Source organism: Flavobacterium sp. LK-23, from assembly GCF_058135255.1.
This window is the reverse complement of record NZ_JBYUVT010000003.1, coordinates 289,418-306,633: the sequence shown is the minus strand read 5'-3', so window position 1 is coordinate 306,633 and position 17,216 is coordinate 289,418. Positions and strand designations below refer to the sequence as shown.

Below are 17,216 nucleotides of genomic sequence, written 5' to 3'. Positions count from 1 at the left end.
GTCTTTTGTTTTTAATGATTTTGATCTCTTTTTTCGTTTAAATCTTGTTCTATAATCTGTAATTTCTCTTCTGATAAAGGGTAAAATGCTATAAAAGCTACTGAAATTGCTGCCGCAATTGCTGGTAATATGCTTAACATTAGCTGAATTCCGTTTTGTGCTGTTGCTGTCTGCTCAACATTGGCCTGAAAGCCGTAATATCCTAAAAGCCATCCAGCTCCTGCGCCACCAATCGTCCATCCAAATTTTTGCGACATAGATGAAGCAGAGAAAACTAATCCTGTTGCTCTACGTCCTTGTTTCCATTCAGAATAATCGGCACTGTCGGCGTACATGGACCAGATTAAAGGAAAAATACAGCCCGCACAAATGCTGATTAAAACTTGAAAACTCATAATTAAGAAAACATCTTCTTTTCCGAATAAATAGAAAATCAGACTTAAAATGGCTGCCAAAGCCATTGCACCAAAAAAGGTTTTCTTTTTACCAATTTTATTGGCAATTGGTGTTGCAATAATTACTCCGATAATGTTTGCTGCTTGTCCTAAAACCAAATAAATTGAAGTTGGTGTCATATGGAAATCGGTTCCGAAAAGCGAAAAATCAAAATTTACAGAACTGCTTACATAATATTTGAAGTAGTAAACGGCAGCCCCATCACGAATTGAATTGAATACCAAAGCTCCAATTCCGGCTCCCAATAAAATCCACCAAGGTTTATTTTTCCAAAGATCTTTTAGATCTTCTTTCAAGTTATTCTGTTCATCTGCAATAGGTTTGATTCTTTCTTTAGTGAAGGCAAAACAAGCCCAGAAAAAGACAGTTGTAATTAACCCAAAAACGGCAATTGTTGCCAACCAGCCTGTTTTAGAATTTAGATTTCCGCCAAAATAATTTACCAAAGGTTCAATTAACCAAAGCGCTAAAAGACTTCCTCCAAAAGCAAAAACCATTCGGTAAGACGAAAGTGTATTTCTTTCTTTTCTATCAGATGACATTACGCCCAAAAGCGATGCGTAAGGAACGTTGATTAAAGAATAAATCATCATCATTAAGGAATAGGTCACATAAGCATAAATGATTTTTCCTTTTTCATCAAAATCTGGAGTGTAAAAAGTTAAAACTCCAATCACGGCAAAAGGTATGGCAACCCAAAGTAAATAAGGTCTAAATTTTCCCCATTTGCTTTTGGTTCTGTCAGCCAGAATTCCAACAATTGGGTCAAAACATGAGTCCCAGATTCTAGTAATTAAAAACATAGTTCCTACTACAGCAGGCGCCAATCCGAAAACGTCGGTGTAGAAAAACAGTAAATACATACTGAAAATTTTCCAGAACATAGAAGAAGCAGCGTCTCCAAGTCCGTAACCGATTTTTTCTTTTAAACTAATTTTGTCGTGCATTGGTTATTTTTTAAGGTTGTAATTTAATTCGGGGCAATTATTTTAATTTTTTCTGAATGTCTTTTTCAAAGATAGTCTGGTCAAGATTGTAAAAATCGATAAAATCTTTTTCGCTTACTTGGCCTGAAAATGGCGCATAATAATGCATTTTTTGCTCTTTTTCCTGCCATCCGTGGTTTCTCCAAAGCAATACATAAGAAATTTTATAATCTCCAATTGCTTTTAATAGAGTTCTCGTCCACCATTTTGGGTCTGGAACGGCTTCATAACCAGCTTCAGCGAGTGCCATTAATTTGTGTTTTTTTGAGCTGATTTCGTTTAATATTTTAAACTGATTTTGAACTTCAGCAACGAATTTTTCGCCATTTGGATCATTACTGTTTTGGTAGGTGTCAAAACTCAACATGTCGGTATGATTATCTCCAGGATAATTGGCTAGAAAGTCGTTTTCGCTTCCAAAACTTCCTGTGTTATAAACATAAATCAAGTTGTGAACCCCTTTTTTCTGAAGGTAATCAAAAGTGAATTTCCAAGCGGTTTTGAATTCCTCTGGAGTGCAGTTTCCTTTTCCCCACCAAAACCATCCGCCAGTAAGTTCGTGAAAAGGTCTAAAAAGTATCGGAATGTTTTTACCATTTTTATCTTTTAAAGACAAAAAGAAAACAGCTGCTTTATCTAGCCAAGAAGTAAACTTTTTATGATTTTCGGCTCCAGGTAAAATCGTTTTTAAAGAATTTGGAACATTATCCCAAGCATTTTTTCCTGTTGCAGGATTGTCAAAATGCCAGCTAATAGTCGAAATTCCGCCTCTAGAATCTGCTTCAATAATATATTGTTTCATTTTAGCAAAAGGAACTCCATCAATATTATTCGGACTGTCATTTTCTAATCCCGCAATATCCCAGCCATAAACTGCAGGATAATCTCCAACGACATCTTTAATGTCGCTGCGTCCGTCTTCGTATTTCCATTTTACTCCATAAGCCAAATCGTCTTGATGTCCGAATAAGAAACCTTTTTGAGTTAAAGTATTAAGTTCTTTATATAAAGTTTTAGTTTCTATTGTTGCTTTTTTATCTGAAAGTGACAAATTAGTATTACTAGTGCTTTTTTGAGACCAACACGAACTGCTTAGTGCAGTTACAGTTAAAAGCGTTAAAAAATGTTTTTTCATCGAAAAATAAGAGTTGGCTGTTTAGCTAAATGCTAACTAAACAAGGGTTTACGGTTTTTGAATAATAGCATTTCTTCTGTCGAAAATTCTCTATGCTATTAGCGTTAAAATTATTAAAACTATAAAAAGTTATTTAATAAAAAATGATTAATGTTTATTATTAATGTTCTTTTTAAAGAAATGATAAATTAATTTTTTCAAAGATAAACGGATGATTATAGTGTAATTAATATTATTTTATCAATTATATATCATATTATTGCATCAAAAAAAGAACATTTGTTTTCCTGAAATAGTTTTTAAGATGAGTAATACGAAGAATTTTTATAGAGAAATAGCACCGCTTGCTGCGAGTGACAGCTTTTTGGTTTTTGATCGTGTAAAAGATAGTTTTGATTTTCCAGTTCATTATCATCCAGAATTTGAGATTAATTTTATTCAGAATGGAAAAGGGGTTAAAAGGGTTGTAGGAGATAATATTGAAGAAATTGATAATGTCGAGCTAGTTTTGATTGGTCCCAATTTATATCACGGTTGGGAATTGAATAAATGTACAAATAAAAAGATACACGAAATTACGATTCAATTTCATAATGATTTATTTCATGAATCTTTGCTTGCGCGACGTATCATGAATCCGATTCGCGATATGTTTAATAGATCAATTCACGGAATTCTTTTTTCTAAAAAAACAGTCGAAGAATTGATGCCAAGACTCGTAAGGCTTTCTAAGCTGGATGGTATGGATTATTTTTTAGAGATTACTTCCTTGCTGTATGATCTGGCCAATTCTAGAAATCAGCGTTTGCTTTCGACTTATACAGTAGACTATGATACTTTTGATGATTATGATAAAATGAAATTGGTTTACGAATATGTGCAAAAACATTTTGCTGAAAAAATTACTTTAGAAGACGTGGCAAATGTAGCGAGTATGTCGATAATTTCTTTTAACCGATTCATTAAAAAGAGGACTGGAAAAACTTTTGTGAATTATATAAATGACATTCGTATTGGTTATGCGGCGCGTTGGCTGGTAGAAAAAGATATGAGTGTTTCTGAAGTTGCTTTTAAATCTGGTTTTAATAATATAGCAAATTTCAATCGTAGTTTTAAAGCTACAAAAAATTGTACACCAAGCCAATATCGTGAAGAGTTTTCTGGTTTAAAACGAATTTTATAGTGATACTTTTTTATCACAAATAAATATTATTTTTAACGAAAACGTTTGATTTTTAAGATTTCATTGGTTTTTTTGCATCGTTTGTGTTCTAGAGAGAGGTATGATTGCGAATAATTTAAAATTTATACGCTTTTATTTTTATATGTGTTTTTTTAAGGGCTTATAGTAAAAATATTATCATTAAATGATATAATACTATCGATTTGATAATCCTCTCTGTTATAGATTTGTTAAATAATTTAAAAGTAAAAATTACCCAGGCATTTACTTTTGGATTATGCAATAAACAAATTTAACTAACCAAACACTTATTATGAAAAAACTATTGACTAGCTTCATTCATTGGAGGGCTGACCACAAAGCCATTCCTTTGATATTATTTTTGTTACTGACTAGTAATTTTATTACGGCTCAGGTAAAGGTTTCGGGAACTGTATCTGATGAAAAAGGGTTATCTATACCAGGTGCCAATATCATAGTTACAGCTACAAAGAAGACGGCTTCAACAGATTTTGATGGTAAATATTCTATCGAAGCACCTGCAAACTCTACTATTTCTGTTTCATTTATTGGATATGTTTCGCAAACTATCAATGTTAAAAATGGCGGAACAGTAAACGTTGTCTTGAAACTTAGCGCAGAAGATTTGCGTGAAGTTTTGGTAAACGTAGGTTATAGAAGCGTAAAGAAAAAGGATTTGACAGGAGCTATTTCTACTGTTACTACTAAGGATATTGCAGACTCTCCACAAGTATCTGTAGATCAATTGTTACAAGGACGTGCTGCTGGGGTAACAGTAACGAACAATTCTGGACAGCCAGGAAGTAGTGTATCGGTTAAAATACGTGGAACTACCTCTATCTCTGGAACCAATGAGCCATTGTATATTATAGATGGTATTCCGATTTCTGGAGATGCTGCCAATACTGCAACTGGAGGTTCAATTGTTACAGGTTATTTAGGATCGAATACAGGAAACGTAACTTCGAGTCCAATAGCTTTTTTAAACCCTAACGATATCGAGACAATGGATATTTTGAAAGATGCTTCTGCAACTGCTATCTATGGTTCTAGAGCGTCGAACGGAGTTGTAATTATTACTACAAAAAGAGGAAAAAAAGGAGCAGGGAAAATTACCTATGATACCTATTTTTCTATTCAAAATGTTACTCGTTTATTAGATACAATGACTTTGAGTCAATACGCAGAACAGCAAAATGCTTTGGCAGGTGTTTATGGTGTAGCGCCAAGAGATGAATTTGCTGTTCCGTCTGTTCTTGGTAAAGGAACAAATTGGCAAGATGAGATTTATAAAACTGCGATAATGAACAATCACCAGATTTCATTTTCGGGAGCAAAAGATGGTACTAACTATTATATTTCAGGTGGCTATACCAATCAAGAAGGTATTGTTATTGGTTCTGCTTTCAAAAGATATAGTTTTAAAACAAATGTTGACAGCAAACTAAAAGATTGGCTTACTGTTGGAGTGTCTGTTGGAGCAGGTGTAACCAATGAAGATATTACAATCAATGGTGCTAGCAATGGTATTATCAGTACTTCTATTTTGTCTACGCCAGATGTTGCGGTAAAAGATACGAATGGCAACTATGCTGGTCCGCCAGCAGATGGATCAATTGGGGTTTGGATCAATCCAGTAGCTTCTGCATTGATGAATACTAATAAGTTGATTAAGAAAAATTTTATAGGAAATTTTTATGCTAACTTTAGAATTGCCAAAGGATTGGAGTATCGTTTTGACTTTGGTGGATCTACTAATATAGATAATTTTGAAGGTTTTCAGCCTACTTATAAATGGGGTTCAGCGGTTAGAGAAACCAATATGCTGACAGAGAGAGCAAATAATTGGTATGGACTGAACGTTAAAAACGTTTTAACGTATAAAGTTGATGCTGGAAATCACCATTTTAATGTTTTGGCTGGTCAAGAGGCAAATGATAGTCATTGGTTTGGTAATTCGCAATCTGTTTCCGGGTTATTAAGTAATGATATTCATTCTATTAGTTTAGGAGATCCCGATTCAGTTGTAGCTTCAGAGTATAAAGGAAGTTCTGCTTTATATTCTTTCTTCGGATCTTTTAATTATGACTATGATAATCGATATGGTTTGCAGGCAACCATGAGAGCAGACGGAAGTTCTAATTTTGGACCAGGTGAAAAGTGGGGCTACTTTCCTTCAGTTTCTGGGTATTGGAAACTTTCGAACGAAAAGTTTATGGAAGGAACTAGAGAATATATTGATAATATCAAATTTAGAGGTGGATATGGAGAGACTGGAAACCAAAATATTGGTGGTGGAGGTTACATGAGCACGGTTCGCGCAATCAAATCGGCAATAGGGAACTTCTTTACGGTTAACAATATTGCAAATCCTGATTTAACTTGGGAAACTTCTAAACAAACCAATTTAGGTTTAGATTTTACACTTTTCAAATCAAAACTTCAAGCAACATTTGATGTATACAAAAAAGAATCTGAAGGATTTTTATTTGTGTTGCCATTGCCTTACTACGTTACAGGTACAGATGCGTATCAAGGTGGTTTAGGAGCGCCAAGTGTAAATTTAGGAAGCTTAAGAAATCAAGGTTTTGAGATGACTTTAGATTATAATGAGAAGTTTGGAAAAGATTTTTCATGGAATTCAAAAGTAATTTTCTCTACAAACAAAAATAAATTGTTGAGCTTACAAGATAATTTCGATTTGACGAAAGATGTATTGCTTAATGATTATACGACAAAAGCGGTAACCAAAACTATAGTTGGTCAGCCAGTAGGTCAATTTTACGGATATCAAGCAGTTGGTATTATCAGAACGAACGAACAGTTGGCCAATGCACCAATTCCTTTTACAGGAAATAAAGCAGTAAAAAGCCAGTTGGGAGATGTTGAGTATGTAGATCAAAACAAAGACGGTTTGATTGATGATAAAGACTTAACCTACATTGGCAATCCAGCACCAAAATTCACTTACGGTTTCAACAATACTTTTAAGTATAAAAACATTGATTTAGGTGTTTTCTTACAAGGATCTTATGGTAACAAAGTAATGAACTTAACAAGACGTGCAGGTACTAAAAACCAGCGTCTGTATGAAAATCAATTGGCAGAAGCTGCGGATTTTTGGACACCAGAAAATACGGATGCAAAATATCCAAGACCTGATGGCGGAGACGGACATCCAAATATTGCAATCTCAGATCGTTATGTAGAAGATGGTTCGTATTTAAGAATTCAGCAAGTTACTTTAGGGTATAATATGCCTTCAGATGTGCTCTCAAAAGCGAGCATTAGTAAATTAAGATTTTATTTTGGTATTCAAAATCTTTACACATTTACCAAATATACAGGCTATGATCCTGAAATCGGATCATATAACCAAGATCCATTATTATCAGGAATCGATTCAGGGCGTTACCCAACCAATCGTAGTTTCACTTTTGGAATGAATTTAGAATTTTAATTACTACTCTTATGAAAAAATATATCAATATAAAGACCTTAGTTTTATTCTTAACGCTAGGTTTGGCAACTACTTCTTGTAGCGAAGATTTCTTAGATCGCCCTTCTGAAGATAGTTACAGCAGTGATCAGTTTTATAATACCGATGAGCAGGTAGCAAGAACTACTTACGGAATGTATGGTGCCATGTGGGCTCCTTATTATACAAAGAATTTTTATGCATTGTCTGAATTATCGTCTGGAAATTGTTTGGCTTATGCCGATGGACCAGAGCTGATTCAGTTTAAATTGACTTCTGATAGTCCAATATTGTTAGATCCCTGGAGGGCTTGTTTTGCAATTATAGCACAAGCTAATAACTTGATTAATAATATTGAAAAAAATGCTACTGCAGAGGTGAATAAGGCAGTTATTAAAAACACTATTGCAGAAGCGCACTTTTTTAGATCGATAGCTTATTTTTATTTGGTTCGTTTATATGGGCCAGTGCCTATTATTGAAGATAATTTGGCTTTGGCAAAAGATCCGATGGTAAATACCAATAGAATTGAAGATGTTTACACATTCATCGAAAACGACTTAAAATTTGCGGCAGCCAATCTAAAATCAAAAATTAGATCTAGAACTCCTGGCGGCGAGAATATTTTTGTGACACAAGGTTCTGCTGAAGCATTTTTAGCCAAAGTATATTTATATGAGAAGAAATATGCAGATTCTAAATTAATGGCGGAAAAAGTGATTAACTCAGGAGAATTTGGATTACTGCCAAATTTTGCAGACTTGTTTTTGACAAGTAAAAATAACAACGAAGAATCTATTTATTCTTGGCAGTGGTCTGGTGCTATCAATACTTATGGAGGAGGAAATTTCTCTAATATCCAATATGGTTTGGATATTTTGAATGATAATGCTTCATACGGTGCTACTTATGTGCCAAGTAATGACGTTCAAGATGCTTTTGAAATTGGAGATTTAAGAAGAAAAGAATCTTTTATGATTTATGGAGATTCTTATCCTAACATTAAAGGAGATGGTGTTGTAGGTTTTGTTATGGATAAAACGAAATATCCAGATGTATTAGCCAATACAGGAGCAGCTGTTAAGAAATATGTTGTAGGGCAAGTTACTAGCGAGACAGGTCCAGCTGATGGATGGGGCGGAATGAATAACTGTAATTATATTATGCGTTATGCCGATCTTTTATTAATACATGCTGAGGCAACAATGGCTGGAGCTGATGAAACTACTAATGCAGCGGCAAAAGAATCATATAACAAAGTGAGACTTAGAGCGGGTCTTGCAACTTTAGGGAATAATGTGCCTTTAACAAAAGCAGCTTTGTTTCATGAGCGTAGAGTTGAATTTGCTTTTGAAGGTGAATTTTGGTTCGATTTAGGAAGGTTGCCACGTCAGGAAGCAATCAATATTATTTCTCAGCAAGATAGAGGTTTCGATTCGCAAGGGGTAATACATTATACGCCAACGCCAACTGATTTTATTTATCCAAAACCAGATGTTGAAGTTAGAAAAAATCCAAAATTGAAAGAGGCACCAGTTCCTTATACTTTCAAATAATTTTTTAAAAGTAAATCACTATGAAAAATATAAAAAATAGAATGTTATTGAAGTTGTATTTTTTGGCTTCGATTTCAATTTTGCTGTTCGCTTCTTGTTCCAATGATGATTCGGCAGGTGGTTCATCTGGAAAGCTTGAAGTAACTGGAATTAGCAGATCTGTTGTTGATGATCCTTTGGTTGAAGGAGATAGAAAAGTAGATGTGCCTACAGATGTTATTAATGCAGGAAATTACTATATCATTAGAGGATCTGGTTTTGCGACTTTAAGATCAATTTCATTTAACGGATTAGAGTCTTATTTTAATCCGACATTCGTAACAGACAATGCAATTGTGGTTATGGTAGATTCAAAAACGCCATACTATAATGAAATGGACGAAATGAAGATCGTAACCAACTTAGGTACTCTGAACTATAAAGTGGCGATCAGACCCCCAAGTCCTAATATTAAAGGGTTTCCTGTCAATGCAAATCCAGGAGATGTCATTACCATTACAGGAGAATATTTCTTGCGTCCTGTAGTTAATTTTGGAGACATCCAAGTTGAGCCAATATCTTCTACATTAACTGAGATCGTGGTTAAAGTTCCTGAAGGAAGTTACTTGAAAAGTTTATCGGTAACAAATGTGTCTGGAACAACAGTAGCTCCACAAGTAATAGGTTCTGAAATATATGACGATGCTTTCACTAATATTTGGGGCTGGCAATCGCTGTGGGATGGAACAAATGAGTTTGATGCAGCCTACGCTAAAGATGTTTATCAAGGAACTAAGTGTGTTCAATGGAAAGCGGGTGAATGGGATGGATATGTTATTGGTATTAACAACTGGTCTTATCATGATACAGATAAATTCAAAGCGGTAAGATTTTGGGTTAAAGGTGAAAAAGCTGGAAAAGTGAAGTTTTTTGCTAATGGAGATACTGAGAAAAATATCGTGATCGTTGATGTCAGAACTTCTTGGACTTATGTTGAGGTGCCTTATGCTTCACTAGGTAATCCAACTGAATTATCTCAAATTGGATATCAAGAATTTGGAGGTTTCGGAGGAAATGTGATCTATCTAGATGATATCGGATTGGTGTTAAAATAATTGTTAGGATTCAAATAGAGATTTCGACAAAAGTTCGGTCTATTAATCAGAATCCATAATTAAAAAACTAAAAGAGAATTTATGAAAAATATATATAGTAAAATAAAACATATTGCTCTAAGTGTCTTTTTGGTTGTTGCAGCTTCTTCCTGCGATAACGAAATTGAAGATATTGGTGGAGCAGAGCAAAATTATAATACAGCATATGGCCTAATTCAGGCAAATAGTAATTTAACTTCGTTTACAAAAGCAATAAAATTAGCGGGTTTAGAATCGACATTAAATACAGCTGATAATTACACGTATTTTGTTCCTAACGATGCCACTTTCGATGCTTATTTGGTAGCCAATGGATATGTAAATGATCTGGGATATCCAGATATAACGCTGGTTCCTGTAGAAGATTTAAAACAGCTTGTTTTAAGTCATGTTATTAAAGGTGTTAAAAAAAGAGTGGGTAAACTTGCAGGGGTTGAAGCCGATTATTTAGAAACGGGAGATTATGCTACAATGGCAAACGCTGTAAATTCAGATTTATACTTGTTAAGCATTAACGTAACCAACGGTGTTTTAAAGGTAAACGGATCCGATAAAGAAGCGCCAGGATTAGATTATTACGGAACAAATGGTTTTGTGAATGTTTTGAGCAATGTTATCGAATTAACTCCGCCAGCTCCAGCGATTTCAGGATTATCCCAAGTTTTGGCTTCTCCGGGAGACGTTATAACAATTACGGGACAAAATTTTGTAAAAGTTAAAAGTGTAAAATTCGGATCTACTGAAGCGACATTTACTGCGGTTTCTAAAACAGAAATAAAAGCAACCGTTCCAGCCGATTTTGATTCGTACGCACTTATTGTTGTAGAAACGGAGTTTGGAGTATCTGCTCCAAGCGGAATCGGACTTAAATATTTATTATACGAAGACTCATTGAAAGGATGGGGCTGGGGCTGGGGAGGAGACATTACCTGGGAAAGCACAGAAAAAGTGAGCAGAGGTACACATGCAATCAAAAAAGTTGCAGAAGCTTGGAGCGGACTTTTCATGCACTCAGATCTTCTTCTAAAAGCGACAGATTATCAATTTGTCAAAATGTCTATATTCCCAACAGAAAGCACTAAAATAATGGTGACCATAAATAGTGATACGGGCGATTCTGCTAAAGGTACAACTGTAACTTTAGTGCCAGGACAATGGAATAATATTTCAATTCCTATTTCAGCGTTACATCCTGAGCTTTTAACTGATGGAAATTTTGATAGTGTGTTTATTCAAGAATTTTCTGGAGGAACAATTACTCCGTCTAGCGCATTTTATATAGACGATATCGGATTTTTATAAAAAAAATAATATGTTATGAGTTAGTTTGAGGTGTTCCCTAATTGAAAAATTAGGGAATATCTTTTTATAGATCTTTTTTAAATGAATAAAGAATGAAAAAAATAATTTTAGGATTTCTTCTGAGTATTTCGAGTTTTGCTTTCAGTCAGGGCAACACACATAAACAGCAGGGCGGAAAATTTGAAGGATTGGCAATGACACCGCCAATGGGCTGGAATTCATGGAATACGTTTGCAACTAATATTGACGAAAAGTTAGTAAAAGAAACGGCAGATATCATGGTTTCATCTGGTTTGGCTGCTGCGGGTTATAATTATATAGTTCTAGATGATGGCTGGATGACGCACGAGCGTGACGCAAACGGCGATTTAGTGCCTAATCCAGAAAAATTTCCAAGCGGAATGAAAGCACTTATAGATTATGTGCATAATAAAGGTTTAAAGTTCGGATTGTATAATTGTGCAGGAACAAAAACTTGCGCAGGTTATCCCGGAACTAGGGGTTACGAATATCAAGATGCGAGATTTTATGCAAAACTCGGAATCGATTTTTTGAAATACGATTGGTGCAATACAGAAGGGATCACAGCAAAAGAAGCTTATACTACAATGAGCAATGCCTTAAAAACTGCTGGCAGACCAATTGTTTTTAGTCTTTGCGAATGGGGAGATAATCAGCCGTGGGAGTGGGGGAAACCAATTGGAAATCTTTGGAGAATTTCTGGAGATATCTATCCATGTTTTGACTGCGAATTCAAACATCCAGAAAATTGGTCATCTTGGGGATTCATGAAAATTGCCGATATGCGAAAAGATATTCGTAAATATTCAGGTCCGGATCATTGGAACGATTTTGATATGATGGAGGTCGGAAATGAAATGAACGATACCGAAGATAAGACGCATTTTGCAATGTGGTGCATGCTTTCTTCTCCTTTATTTACAGGAAACGATTATCGTAAAATGTCTAAAGAAACTTTGGCAATTTTAACCAACAAAGAATTACTTTCAGTAAATCAAGATAAACTAGGAATTCAAGGTTTTAAATATGTAATTTTAGATGGAGTAGAAGTATGGGTAAAACCGCTTTCAGATGGAGCTTGGGCAGTAAGCTTTGTCAATAGAACCGAGACTTCAAAAAAAGTGAATTTCGATTGGAAGAAAAACAATATAAAAGATGCTGATTTTGGTTATGAAGCCGATTTTAGCAAGACAATCTTCAAAATAAAAGATCTTTGGAAAAACAAAGAAATTGGAAATACGAAAAAGGCTTTTGTTGCTGAAGTAGCTTCTCATGACGTAATTACTTTAAAGTTAATTCCTTAAAATTATATAGTATGAAATCGAAGGTTTGGTATGCTGCTTTTTTTCTTTTATTATTTGTAAATCTTTCAAAAGCACAATTTGTGAAAAAACACGGGCAATTGAGTGTTCTAGGTACTCAGCTTGTGGATAAGGAAAATAATCCAATTGTGCTACGCGGCTTAAGTTTTGGATGGCATAGTATGTGGCCGAGATTTTATAACGAAAAAGCAGTAAGTTGGTTAAAAAAAGATTTTAATTGTAATGTGGTCCGCGCTGCAATGGGAATCGAATTAGGAGACCACTCTTATATAAAAGATCCGCAGTTTTCTAAAGAGAAAATAGAGGCTGTTATAAACGGCGCTATAAAGTCTGATATATATGTTATTATAGATTGGCACAGTCATAATGTAAATTTGAAAGAAGCAAAAGAATTTTTTGCAGAGATGTCAAAAAAGTATGCCAAGTATCCCAATATAATATATGAAGTATTCAACGAACCAGATTATGAGACTTGGTGGGAAGTAAAAAACTATGCAGAAGAAGTTATTAAAGTTATTAGGGAGAACGATCCTAATAATATAATATTAGTAGGCTGCCCGCATTGGGACCAAGATATTGACCTTCCTGCAGAAGATCCGATAAGAGGTTACGCTAATATAATGTATACAATGCACTTTTATGCGGCAACGCACGGTAAGGAATTAAGAGATAGAACAGATAAGGCGATAAAAAGTGGATTGCCGGTTTTTATTTCGGAATCGGCAGGAATGGAAGCTTCTGGCGACGGACCTCTAAACTATACTGCTTGGCAAGATTATATTGATTGGATGGAAGCTCGAAAATTAAGCTGGATTACGTGGTCTGTTTCAGATAAAGATGAAACGTGTTCTATTTTAAAAAAATCGGCAAAATCGGAAGGAAAGTGGAAAGATGAAGATTTGAAAGATTCAGGAATCAAAGTCCGAGAATATTTAAAGAAATACAATAAAGAAGAATAATCTTTTTTTTATAGTTTAAATAAAGAAAGTCTGCTCGTGTTAGAGCAGACTTTTTTGTTTTTTAAACTTCTGTTTTTTACTAAAATACAGATGTAATTAGTGTCTAAAAGGTAATATAATTTGATGTTGTTTTTGTAGGAATAATTTTCATGATTGTAATTATTTTTTTGAGCTTAGTTGTTTTTTGTTTTTAAAGTCTTATTTTTTTTATTTTAAGGTATACCCCTAAAATTTTAGGGGGTGTATGTTTCTTTTAATGTTTTTTATAATGGTTTTTTGTAGTTTTTATCTGTTTTATTTTCTAAATACCCTTTTTAAAATTAAAATATCGGCTAAAATGTGTTGTTGAATTTTCAAAAACAATTATCGATAAATATCAAATCACGATTATTGGAGATTTAATTTTTGTAATCCGTAATTCTTCGCCTAAAACGTCAAAAAAGCAGTTTCGAATTATTCTACTCATGCAAAAGTTAATAAATTCGCTAATGAAAATGATGATGATTTGAAGGGCGCATGAAAGGTTTTAGAAATGACTTATACTATTAAAATAGATATATAAAAGATTAACTAACCAGAATCAATTAATAACTAAAAACCAAATTAAAACATGAAAAAAGCATTTCACATTTTAGCCGCGATGTTAACAAGTTCTTTTGCCTTTGCCCAAGAAGAGGAAGCAGCCGCTACCGCTCCAGCAACCACATGGGGAGGTTCTGCAGATGCGTACTATAAATATGATTTTTCAAAACAAATGAATGGATTAACGAGCTTTACCAACTCACAGAATTCATTCGAATTAGGAATGGCGTCGATTGAAGCAGGTCATACTTTTGGAAAAGCTTCTGTTTTTGTAGACTTAGGTTTCGGAAAAAGAGCAGCTGAATTTTCATATAATGAAACGCCAGATAAAGATGCAAGCGCAAAATTTATGATTAAACAATTATTTTTTACATACAATTTAACTGAAGAGTTTAAGGTAGTGGCGGGTAGTTTCGGAACCCACATCGGATATGAAGTGTTAGATGCAGTAGATAATAAAAATTACAGTATGTCGTATGCGTTTTCTTATGGGCCATTTTTTAATACTGGGGTTAAGGCACAATATACTTCAGGTCACTTTACTGCGATGTTAGGATTAACCAACCCGACAGACTTTAAATCGGCTATGGACGCAGGTTCTTACCAAAAAACGTTCATTGGGCAAGTAGGATATATTGGAGATACAGGAAGTGCTTATTTGAATTTTACAACAGGAAGTAGTAATCCAATTCCAGGAAGTACAATTCCAGTTTCAGACGAAAATAAAACGCAGTTTGATTTAACTGCATCTAAAACAATTAGTGATAGTTTCGCTCTTGGATTAAATGCAACTTATGCAAAAACAACAAATGATTTTGATAGTAATTTAGATGGAGATTGGTTTTCTGTAGTAGGTTACGCTAATTATACATTCAATCCAGCATTACTTTTGGCTTACAGAATAGAATATTTTGATGCTAAAGATGCCGCTCCAAGTTTAGGAACTTTAGCAGGATCAAGTGTATTTGCTAACACAGTTTCTTTAAATTATAAAGTTGGAAAACTTACCATAATTCCTGAGTTAAGATACGATGCCGCTTCTGAGGATATATTTTTAGACAAAAATGCATTGCCAACAGGTGGAAGCTTCTATGGTTTAATTGCAACAACATACTCTTTCTAGAGATAAAGATTGATATTTTTTTTTTTTTTTTGGAGCTGTCGAAACATTCTAATGTTTTGGCAGCTTTTTTACATTGTGATGAGTTATTTTAGTTATGAATTATGAGTTATGAATGATACTTAATGATTTATTAAAATTGCTGTGTGTGTTATTTATATGATTGTAGAGACGCACCGTAGTATGTCTTTTCGCGAATCGTAAATGGTGAATATTAATATGATTTATATTGGACACGCACCACAGAACGTCTTTTTGCGAATCGTAAATATGAATCGATTAATGTGATTGTGAGACGCGCCGCAGCACGTTTTTTTTTATTTTATTTTATTATTATAATATAAATCGTCAACTGTATTATGAGTTATTGTTATGGAATAAAAAAACGCATTTCTAAAATCTAGAAATGCGTTGTATATTTTTAAAAATTAATTTTTATTTACTGGACTTGTTTTTTGAAAATCGAATAAATAGTGTCTATTGTTTTTCTGTCTAAAACTGAAGTTGCATCAGTTTGAATATAATGCAGTTTAAAAGCTTGAATTGCGGCACTTAAATTTTTAGTATTATAACCTATTATTCTAAGTGCTGGTTCAATTTTAAAATCAAAAGGAGCAGGTTCTAAGACTTCGTCTGGCCAAATTCCGAATCCTTTTTCTGCTAAAATTTTCCACGGAAACAATGCGCTCGGATCTTGTTTTCTTCCTGGTGCAATATCGGCATGACCTAAAAAGTTTTGGGTAGGAATGTTGTAATCCTTTTTTAGTTTAGTTAATAAAGCCAGTAAGCTGTTAATTTGCGCCTCGGTAAAAGGTTTAAAGCCATTATTGTCTAATTCAATACCAATCGAACAAGAGTTTAAATCTGTTGTTTTTCCCCAAGTAGAATTTCCAGCATGCCAAGCTCTTAGATAATCATTAAGCATTTGGACTACTTTTCCGTTTTCAGAAATGATATAATGAGCACTTACCTGAGTTTTGGTCTTTGTAAAAGTATTAATCGTTTGTTGCAGAGAATCTTGCGCAGTATGATGAATAATAACAAAACTTGGTTTTCTTAAATTAAAATTTACAGTACCAACCCATTCTGTATTTATTCCGTTTACCAAATAAGTAGAGCCGGTTTTAGATAAAGTGTCTTTTACGATTCCCAGTTGTTGTGCGTAAGAAGTGTCAATTGCCAAAGGTGGAACCGCAGGAATTGTTTTGGATTCTTTGCTTGTAATCTGGTTTTCTAAAGTTTTCAGTTGCTGATCATAAGCTTTTTCAGTAGTCTTGTACGGGTTTGTAGAGCAAGAGCTAATTATAATAGCTAAAATGAGATAACAAAAATGTTTTTTTGTCATAATTCGTTGTTTTATAGTTAATAACGATTATTCTGAAATTTTCGTATCTGGTGCGTCTTTTACTTCTTTGGTTTCTTCTTTAGAATCTTTATCTTTTTTCTTTTTTGATTTGGTCTTTTTTACTTCTTTTAAAGAATCCATAAAAGTTTTATATTTTTCAACTTGGTCTGGATTTAAAAAAGCGCTAATTTTTTTATCGGTACTTTCGCGTAAAGCTTTTATCTGCTCAATTTTTTGATCTTGATTACTGCTTTCGTTTTTTAATAAAATACCTTGCTCGCGTATGCTGTCAGCCAAAACATTCGAAATTGCAATTGACTGCAACTCATCTAAATTGATCTGCTGTTTCATCTGATCTACAATCAATGCTGCAGTTTGCTCAGGAGGAGTTTCCTTAGGTTTACTTGGCGTGCTTTGCGGACCAGCCATCATACTTCTATCCATGCCCATTCCGCCACCACGACCATAACCGTTACCATAGCCATTATTGTAGTATCCGTTTCCGTATTGAGCAGAAACAGTACTGAAACAGAATAAAGTGAAAACGAAAATAATTAAGTTGAGAGTAGGTTTCATAAAAGTATTTTGTCTAATGTTAGCAATAGTTATGTGTAAAT

Annotated in this window: 12 protein-coding genes; 8 read left to right on the top strand and 4 right to left on the bottom strand. The window is 34.1% G+C overall.

The annotated features are described in order from the left end of the window. Window positions 1-11 precede the first annotated feature (11 nt). Both AC3Y25_RS06950 and AC3Y25_RS06945 read right to left on the bottom strand, forming a co-directional pair. Entirely contained in the window at window positions 12-1,403 is a 1,392-nt protein-coding gene (locus tag AC3Y25_RS06950; protein ID WP_095931033.1) for an MFS transporter, read from the bottom strand. Window positions 1,404-1,440: 37 nt separating this feature from the next. Then, window positions 1,441-2,577 (bottom strand): glycoside hydrolase family 26 protein, encoded by a 1,137-nt coding sequence (locus AC3Y25_RS06945; protein WP_489902222.1) that lies wholly within the window; start codon window positions 2,575-2,577, stop codon window positions 1,441-1,443. Between the two features lie 304 nt (window positions 2,578-2,881). Between AC3Y25_RS06945 and AC3Y25_RS06940 the strand changes: the two genes are divergently transcribed. The 8 genes from AC3Y25_RS06940 (at window position 2,882) to AC3Y25_RS06905 (ending at window position 15,257) form a co-directional block, all read left to right on the top strand. Next, entirely contained in the window at window positions 2,882-3,760 is an 879-nt protein-coding gene (locus tag AC3Y25_RS06940; protein WP_489902221.1) for an AraC family transcriptional regulator, read from the top strand. A 313-nt stretch (window positions 3,761-4,073) separates the two neighbouring features. Then, window positions 4,074-7,241, top strand: coding sequence for a SusC/RagA family TonB-linked outer membrane protein (locus AC3Y25_RS06935; RefSeq protein ID WP_489902220.1), 3,168 nt, complete (start codon window positions 4,074-4,076; stop codon window positions 7,239-7,241). Window positions 7,242-7,252: 11 nt separating this feature from the next. Beyond that, window positions 7,253-8,815, top strand: a complete 1,563-nt coding sequence (locus tag AC3Y25_RS06930) for a RagB/SusD family nutrient uptake outer membrane protein (protein WP_489902219.1) — start codon at window positions 7,253-7,255, stop codon at window positions 8,813-8,815. A gap of 20 nt (window positions 8,816-8,835) precedes the next feature. Next, window positions 8,836-9,909 (top strand): IPT/TIG domain-containing protein, encoded by a 1,074-nt coding sequence (locus AC3Y25_RS06925; protein WP_489902218.1) that lies wholly within the window; start codon window positions 8,836-8,838, stop codon window positions 9,907-9,909. 81 nt (window positions 9,910-9,990) lie between these two features. After that, window positions 9,991-11,250 carry a fasciclin domain-containing protein gene (locus AC3Y25_RS06920; RefSeq protein ID WP_489902217.1) on the top strand — a complete coding sequence of 420 codons (1,260 nt, stop codon included), beginning with the start codon at window positions 9,991-9,993 and terminating at the stop codon, window positions 11,248-11,250. A gap of 92 nt (window positions 11,251-11,342) precedes the next feature. Beyond that, window positions 11,343-12,575, top strand: coding sequence for a glycoside hydrolase family 27 protein (locus AC3Y25_RS06915; RefSeq protein WP_489902216.1), 1,233 nt, complete (start codon window positions 11,343-11,345; stop codon window positions 12,573-12,575). Window positions 12,576-12,586: 11 nt separating this feature from the next. Beyond that, window positions 12,587-13,552 (top strand): glycoside hydrolase family 5 protein, encoded by a 966-nt coding sequence (locus AC3Y25_RS06910; RefSeq protein WP_489902215.1) that lies wholly within the window; start codon window positions 12,587-12,589, stop codon window positions 13,550-13,552. 610 nt (window positions 13,553-14,162) lie between these two features. Then, window positions 14,163-15,257, top strand: a complete 1,095-nt coding sequence (locus AC3Y25_RS06905; RefSeq protein WP_427874912.1) for an outer membrane beta-barrel protein — start codon at window positions 14,163-14,165, stop codon at window positions 15,255-15,257. Between the two features lie 436 nt (window positions 15,258-15,693). Here the strand turns inward: AC3Y25_RS06905 and AC3Y25_RS06900 are convergent, their stop codons facing one another. Continuing rightward, window positions 15,694-16,599, bottom strand: coding sequence for an N-acetylmuramoyl-L-alanine amidase (locus AC3Y25_RS06900; RefSeq protein ID WP_489902214.1), 906 nt, complete (start codon window positions 16,597-16,599; stop codon window positions 15,694-15,696). 27 nt (window positions 16,600-16,626) lie between these two features. Continuing rightward, entirely contained in the window at window positions 16,627-17,175 is a 549-nt protein-coding gene (locus tag AC3Y25_RS06895) for a hypothetical protein (RefSeq protein ID WP_489902213.1), read from the bottom strand. Window positions 17,176-17,216: the final 41 nt, after the last annotated feature.

Excerpts from the sequence above, each read along its gene's own strand:
- AC3Y25_RS06950 (WP_095931033.1), bottom strand. The coding sequence starts at position 1,403 with ATGCACGACAAAATTAGTTTAAAAGAAAAAATCGGTTACGGACTTGGA.
- AC3Y25_RS06945 (WP_489902222.1), bottom strand. The coding sequence starts at position 2,577 with ATGAAAAAACATTTTTTAACGCTTTTAACTGTAACTGCACTAAGCAGT.
- AC3Y25_RS06940 (WP_489902221.1), top strand. The coding sequence starts at position 2,882 with ATGAGTAATACGAAGAATTTTTATAGAGAAATAGCACCGCTTGCTGCG.
- AC3Y25_RS06935 (WP_489902220.1), top strand. The coding sequence starts at position 4,074 with ATGAAAAAACTATTGACTAGCTTCATTCATTGGAGGGCTGACCACAAA.
- AC3Y25_RS06930 (WP_489902219.1), top strand. The coding sequence starts at position 7,253 with ATGAAAAAATATATCAATATAAAGACCTTAGTTTTATTCTTAACGCTA.
- AC3Y25_RS06925 (WP_489902218.1), top strand. The coding sequence starts at position 8,836 with ATGAAAAATATAAAAAATAGAATGTTATTGAAGTTGTATTTTTTGGCT.
- AC3Y25_RS06920 (WP_489902217.1), top strand. The coding sequence starts at position 9,991 with ATGAAAAATATATATAGTAAAATAAAACATATTGCTCTAAGTGTCTTT.
- AC3Y25_RS06915 (WP_489902216.1), top strand. The coding sequence starts at position 11,343 with ATGAAAAAAATAATTTTAGGATTTCTTCTGAGTATTTCGAGTTTTGCT.
- AC3Y25_RS06910 (WP_489902215.1), top strand. The coding sequence starts at position 12,587 with ATGAAATCGAAGGTTTGGTATGCTGCTTTTTTTCTTTTATTATTTGTA.
- AC3Y25_RS06905 (WP_427874912.1), top strand. The coding sequence starts at position 14,163 with ATGAAAAAAGCATTTCACATTTTAGCCGCGATGTTAACAAGTTCTTTT.
- AC3Y25_RS06900 (WP_489902214.1), bottom strand. The coding sequence starts at position 16,599 with ATGACAAAAAAACATTTTTGTTATCTCATTTTAGCTATTATAATTAGC.
- AC3Y25_RS06895 (WP_489902213.1), bottom strand. The coding sequence starts at position 17,175 with ATGAAACCTACTCTCAACTTAATTATTTTCGTTTTCACTTTATTCTGT.